We start from the raw sequence: 5,420 nt of genomic DNA on the forward strand, positions 1-5,420 counted from the left end.
CGCCGGACCCTTGTCCTGGGCGGCGCGGGCCGCGCGGGCCGCGCTGAGCCGGGACAGGGCGTCGAGCAGCTCGCGTTCGCCCCTGCCGCGCAGCAGGAGCAGGACGAACGGGTCCGCGTCGAGCAGCCGCGCCGTCTGGTAGCAGAGGGCGGCGGCGTGCTTGCAGGGGTGGCCGGAGTCGGGGCAGCTGCACTGCGGGGCGAGGTCGCCGGGGCCGGGCAGCAGCGGGACTCCGCAGTCGGCGAGGGTGTGGGGCAGCTCCCTGTCGAGCAGCGCGGCGATGTGCCCCGGCCGCTCGGCGGCGGCGTCCAGGAACCTCTCCCAGCCGGCGTCGCCGAGCGTGCGCAGCCGCACCTGCACGCGGTACGGCCTCGGACGGCTGCCCTGCACGTAGGCGAGGACGAGTCCGGGCGTCACGGTGATGGCGTCGACGTGCCCCTGCTCGGCGTAACCGCGGCCGCGCGCCAGCCGCTTGGGGTCGAGCGCGCCCTCCTCCAGCGCGGTCACCCAGGCGTTTCCCCACCAGGTCTCGGCGAATCCGCCGTCCGGTGCCGACCGGGGCGGGAGTGCGGGGAAGGTGCGCCGCAGATCGCCGTCGCGGTCCGGGGCGGCCATGGAACGGGGCGTGCGGGGGGCTGCCGCCGGTGGCGGGGAGGCGTCCCGGTCGTGCGGTCGGCCCGTCCCTTGGCCGTGCGTCTTCGGGTACGTGGTCCGGCCCCGCGCCGCCGCCGGGGTCCGCTCCGGGGAGTGTGCGACCGGTCCCCGGTACGAGGGTCCCTCGTCCGGCGCCGTGGCGGGGAGCCCGGAGGCTGGCGCCGTGGCAGGGGGCCCGGAGGCCGATGCCGGGGCGGGGGGCCCGGAGGCCGACGCCGGGGCGGGGGGCTCGGAGGCTGGTGCCGTGGCGGGGGGCTCAGGGGCCGCGTCCGTGGCAGGTTGCTCGGAGGCCGACGTCGTGACAGGGGCCTCGACGGCCGGGCCCGTGGCACGGAGCTCGACGGCCGGGTCCGTGGCACGGAGCTCCGCGGCCGGGTCCGTGGCAGAGAGCCCGAAGGCCGACGTCGTGACAGGGGGCGCGACGGCCGGGGCCGTATCGGGGGCCGGGGCCTGCTCCGGCGGGGCAGCCGGCGTGCCCCGGAAACCGGCGGTGGTGGTCACGCCGGTGGGATGCGGGGGCGGCGGAGCATCCTCGGCCGGGTCCCTTGCCAGGTCCGCGTCCGGGGCCTCGTCCGGCGGCATACGGAACGCGTCCGCGATGAAGTCCCGCACCGCACGGGCGCGGGCGTCGGCGGGGGAACCACCCGTCCCGGGCGCGCGACGGACCGGGCGGGAGCCTCGCCGTACGCCCGCCGCCCCCTTGGCCGCGTCCGCCTTGGCCTGCCGACGGGCCGCCCGCAGAGCTTCCCGCACAACGTCCGCCGGGCGACTGTCCTCCCGGGAGCCGGAGCCGGTCACGGCAGCGGCGCTCCCCCCGACGGCGGGGTCCGCCGAGTCGGCGCCGGTGCCCGGGTCGGCACTGGCATCCGTGTCGCCGCCGGCCACGCGGGCCGGTGCCGCCTCGCCACGTCCCCGTGCCCGCAACGCCTCGCGCACCACATCCGCCGGCCGACCGTGCTCCCCGGAACCAGAGCCGGACCCGGACCCGGACCCAGAGCCCATCACCGCAGCGGGGCTCGCAGCGGCGGCCGCGGCGGCCGACCCGTCGCCGGCGTCCGGCTCGGCGTCGGTCTCCGGCTCGGCGCCGGTGTCCGGGCCAGCGCCAGTGTCCCGGCCGGAGTCGGTCTCCCGGCCGGCGCCGGTCGCGCGCAGCGCATCCGCCTCGCCGCGCTCCCGTGCCTCGCGCAGCGCTCGGCGGGCCTCGTCGGCGGGGCGGGGGGTCATGTCGGCCTCCGCAGGGACACCAGGTCGGACAGCTCGCGGTCCGTCAGTTCGGTCAGGGCCGACTCGCCGCCGCCGAGGACCGCGTCGGCCAGGGCCCGCTTGGACTGGAGCATCTCGGCGATGCGGTCCTCGACCGTGCCCTCGGTGATGAGCCGGTGCACCTGGACCGGCTGGGTCTGCCCGATGCGGTAGGCGCGGTCGGTGGCCTGCTCCTCGACGGCCGGGTTCCACCAGCGGTCGAAGTGCACGACGTGGCCCGCGCGGGTCAGGTTGAGGCCGGTGCCGGCGGCCTTCAGGGACAGGACGAGGACCGGGGTCGCACCGCTCTGGAAGCGGTCCACCATGCGCTCGCGCTCGGGCACCGGCGTACCGCCGTGCAGGATCTCGACCGGGACCGCGTGGGCGGACAGGTGGGAGGTGATGAGGCGGGCCATGCCGACGTACTGGGTGAAGACGAGCACCGAGCCGTCCTCGGCGAGCACCGTGTCCAGCAGCTCGTCCAGCAGGGCGAGCTTGCCGGAGCGGGCGGTGAGCCGGTCGGCCCCGCCCGGCGGGTGCTCCTCCTTCAGGAACAGCGCCGGGTGGTCGCAGATCTGCTTGAGCGAGGTCAGCAGCTTGAGCACCAGCCCGCGCCGGGCCATGCCGCCCGCGGCCTCGATGGCGAGCATCGACTCGCGCACCACCGCCTCGTACAGCGCGGCCTGCTCACGGGTGAGCGGCACCGGGTGGTCCGTCTCGGTCTTCGGCGGCAGTTCGGGGACGATGCCGGGGTCGGACTTCTTGCGGCGCAGCAGGAAGGGGCGGACCAGGCGGGCCAGGCGGCGCACCGCCTCCTCGTCCTCGCCGTTCTCCACGGCGCGCGCGTGCCGGGCGCGGAAGGACTTGAGCGGGCCGAGGAGACCGGGGGTCGTCCAGTCGAGCAGCGCCCACAGCTCGGACAGGTTGTTCTCGACCGGGGTGCCGGTGAGCGCCACGCGCGCCGGGGACGGGATGGTGCGCAGCGCCTTGGCGGTCGCCGAGTACGGGTTCTTGACGTGCTGGGCCTCGTCGGCGACGACCATGCCCCAGGGCTGTTCGGCCAGGGTCGCCGCGGCGGAGCGCATCGTGCCGTACGTGGTGAGGACGAAGCCGTCCGTCAGGCCGTCCAGGGTGCGGTCGGCGCCGTGGAAGCGGCGGACGGACACGCCGGGCGCGAACCGGGTGATCTCCCGCTGCCAGTTGCCCAGCAGGGAGGCCGGGCAGACCACCAGGGTCGGCTCGGTGCGGGCCCGCTTCAGGTGCAGGGCGATGACGGTGACCGTCTTGCCGAGGCCCATGTCGTCGGCGAGGCAGCCGCCGAGGCCCAGCGAGGTCATGAGGTCCAGCCAGGCCAGGCCGCGCAGCTGGTAGTCGCGGAGGGTGGCGTGCAGGCCGGGCGGCGGTTCGGCGGGGCGGACGCCCGCCGTCAGCCGGTCGCGCAGGGCGGCCAGCGCGCCGGCCGGCACCACCTCGACCGTCTCGCCGTCGGCCTCGGCGGTGCCGGTGAGGGCGACGGACAGGGCGTCGACCGGGTCGAGCAGGCCGAGGTCGCGTTTGCGGGCCCGGCGGGCGAGGGCCGGGTCGACCAGCACCCAACGGTCGCGCAGCCGGACGACCGGGCGGTGTGCCTCGGCGAGGGTGTCCATCTCGGCCTCGGTGAGCGGGTCGCCGCCGATCGCGAGCTGCCAGCGGAACTGGAGGAGGTCCTCGCTCTCGAAGAACCCGGTGCCGTCGGTCGCCGAGCCGGGCGCGGGCCGGACCACCGCCGTGGCGGTGAGGTCCTGGGCGAGGTCGCGGGGCCAGTGCACGGCGACCCCGGCGGCGGCGAGCCGGCCGGCCGCCACCCCCAGCAGGTCGTTGACCTCGTCCTCGGACAGGCTCAGGACGTCGGGCACGTCTTGCTCGGTGAGGCGGTCGAGCGGCGGCCACACGCGCGCCGCGCGCCGCACCGCGAGGGCGGCGTCCACGCGCGCGCGGGGACCGAACGCCGCGTCGGCGGCGCCCGACCACAGGTCCGCCGCGTCGGCCACGAGGGTGGGGTCGGCGAGGCTGTGCACCTGGACGACGGCCGCCCCCGCGTGCCGCGTCCCGCTGCTCGGGTCGCCGTCGAACAGGTCGTACGCCGAGAGGTCCAGGCGCAGCGAGATCCGGACGCCCGCGTCCATGCCGGCGGCGACCTCCGCGGCCCAGTCGTGGGCGTCGGGCAGGCGCTGGGCGGCGTGTGCGGCGAAGGGGCGGCCGGAGGCGTGGGGCGCGGCGGGGGTGCGGGGCAGGGTGTCGGCCACCGCGTCCAGGAAGGAACGCATCAGTGCCTCGGGGGCCGGCAGCCGGATCGGGCCGGGCCCGTCGAGCGGGACCGCGTGTCCCTCGGGAGGCAGGGCGGCGGCCACCGCGCGCAGGTGGGCGACGTCGTCGGGGTCGAGCGGGCCGGCCCGCCAGGCGTCGTGCCCGGTCGGCGTCAGGCCGGGCAGCAGGCGTCCGCGCGCGGTGAGCCGCAGGGCGTGCAGGGCGGCGGCGCCCCAGCAGGCGGTGGCCGGGTGGGCGGCCGGGTCGTGCCGGGCGCGCACCAGCAGGGGCAGGGCGTCGGCGAGCGGGAGCGACAGCGCGGGCGCGGTGCCGCGGCGGGCGGCGGTGCCGTGCCGGCGTACGACGGTGAGCTCCGTGACCTCGGCGGCGGCTGAGGGGTCGGTGGGCGGACTGCCGTCCTCGGGGGCCGCCCCGGTGAGGGGGTCGCCCGTCGGGTCCCAGAAGGCGATCCGTCCGTCGCGCGGGAGGGGCGCGGGCAGGAAGACGGCGGCGAGCCGGGCGGGCACGGCGGGGACGGGCCGGTCGCGCTCCGCCGGCGCGTGCGGGCGCGGGGCCGTGGCGACCGCTCCGGTCGTGTCACTCATACGTTCTGTCACCTCCCGCCCGCGTCTCGGATCAACTGTCTTCGACTCTACGGGCGGGGTCTGACAATCGGCCCCGGCGGCCCCCAGGACGGCCGGGGACGGGCCCGGTCAGGGAACCGTCCGGGAGACCACGTACACCATCGGCCGGTCCGGATCGGACAGGTTGACGAGGACGTCGTGGGTGGGCGCGGGGTCCGCCTGCTGGTGGACGAGGCCCCACCACGGCCCGGGCCGGTCGAAGTTCCAGCCGGTGATGTGCTGGTCGCGGTCGCCGATGGCCGCCTTGTCGCGCTCCAGGTCGTCCCGGGTGACGCCGATGCCCGACAGGAAGGCGTCCAGGCCGGCGCCGGTGGTCTCGAACTGGACGTAGAGGCGGCTGGTCTTCCAGTTGTTGGTCTCGTAGTAGGCGACCTCTTCGGAGGGGACCGGGACGGGGACCTCGTAGAGGCGGCGCTGGAGCTTGGACGGCCAGCCCTCGGTCAGGCCGGTCGCCGAGTACTTGGCCTCCTTGACCTTGCCGCTGTCGCGGCTCTGGTTGGCGGAGATCACCAGGTAGCCGGCCGGGACGCCGATGAGCAGGACGATGATGAGCAGGGTGAGCGACCGCCGGCGGATCATGTGCCGGCGGTCCTA

At 77.0% G+C, this 5,420-nt stretch carries 3 protein-coding genes; all 3 read right to left on the bottom strand.

All coding sequences use genetic code 11. The features are described from left to right. Window positions 1-1,155: SWIM zinc finger family protein (locus GTW67_RS38655; RefSeq protein WP_524539863.1), on the bottom strand; the 1,155-nt coding region annotated here is incomplete at its 3' end. A 719-nt stretch (window positions 1,156-1,874) separates the two neighbouring features. Next, window positions 1,875-4,787, bottom strand: a complete 2,913-nt coding sequence (locus GTW67_RS36700; protein WP_202438180.1) for an SCO1167/SCO6262 family helicase — start codon at window positions 4,785-4,787, stop codon at window positions 1,875-1,877. A 108-nt stretch (window positions 4,788-4,895) separates the two neighbouring features. Next, window positions 4,896-5,405 (bottom strand): sugar kinase, encoded by a 510-nt coding sequence (locus GTW67_RS36705; protein WP_237519210.1) that lies wholly within the window; start codon window positions 5,403-5,405, stop codon window positions 4,896-4,898. Between the last annotated feature and the right edge of the window lie 15 nt (window positions 5,406-5,420).

It is taken from the genome of Streptomyces sp. SID5910, assembly GCF_009862125.1.
GTDB lineage: Bacteria > Actinomycetota > Actinomycetes > Streptomycetales > Streptomycetaceae > Streptomyces.

Coding starts and splice junctions, on each gene's coding strand:
- GTW67_RS36700 (WP_202438180.1), bottom strand. CDS start 4,787: ATGAGTGACACGACCGGAGCGGTCGCCACGGCCCCGCGCCCGCACGCG.
- GTW67_RS36705 (WP_237519210.1), bottom strand. CDS start 5,405: ATGATCCGCCGGCGGTCGCTCACCCTGCTCATCATCGTCCTGCTCATC.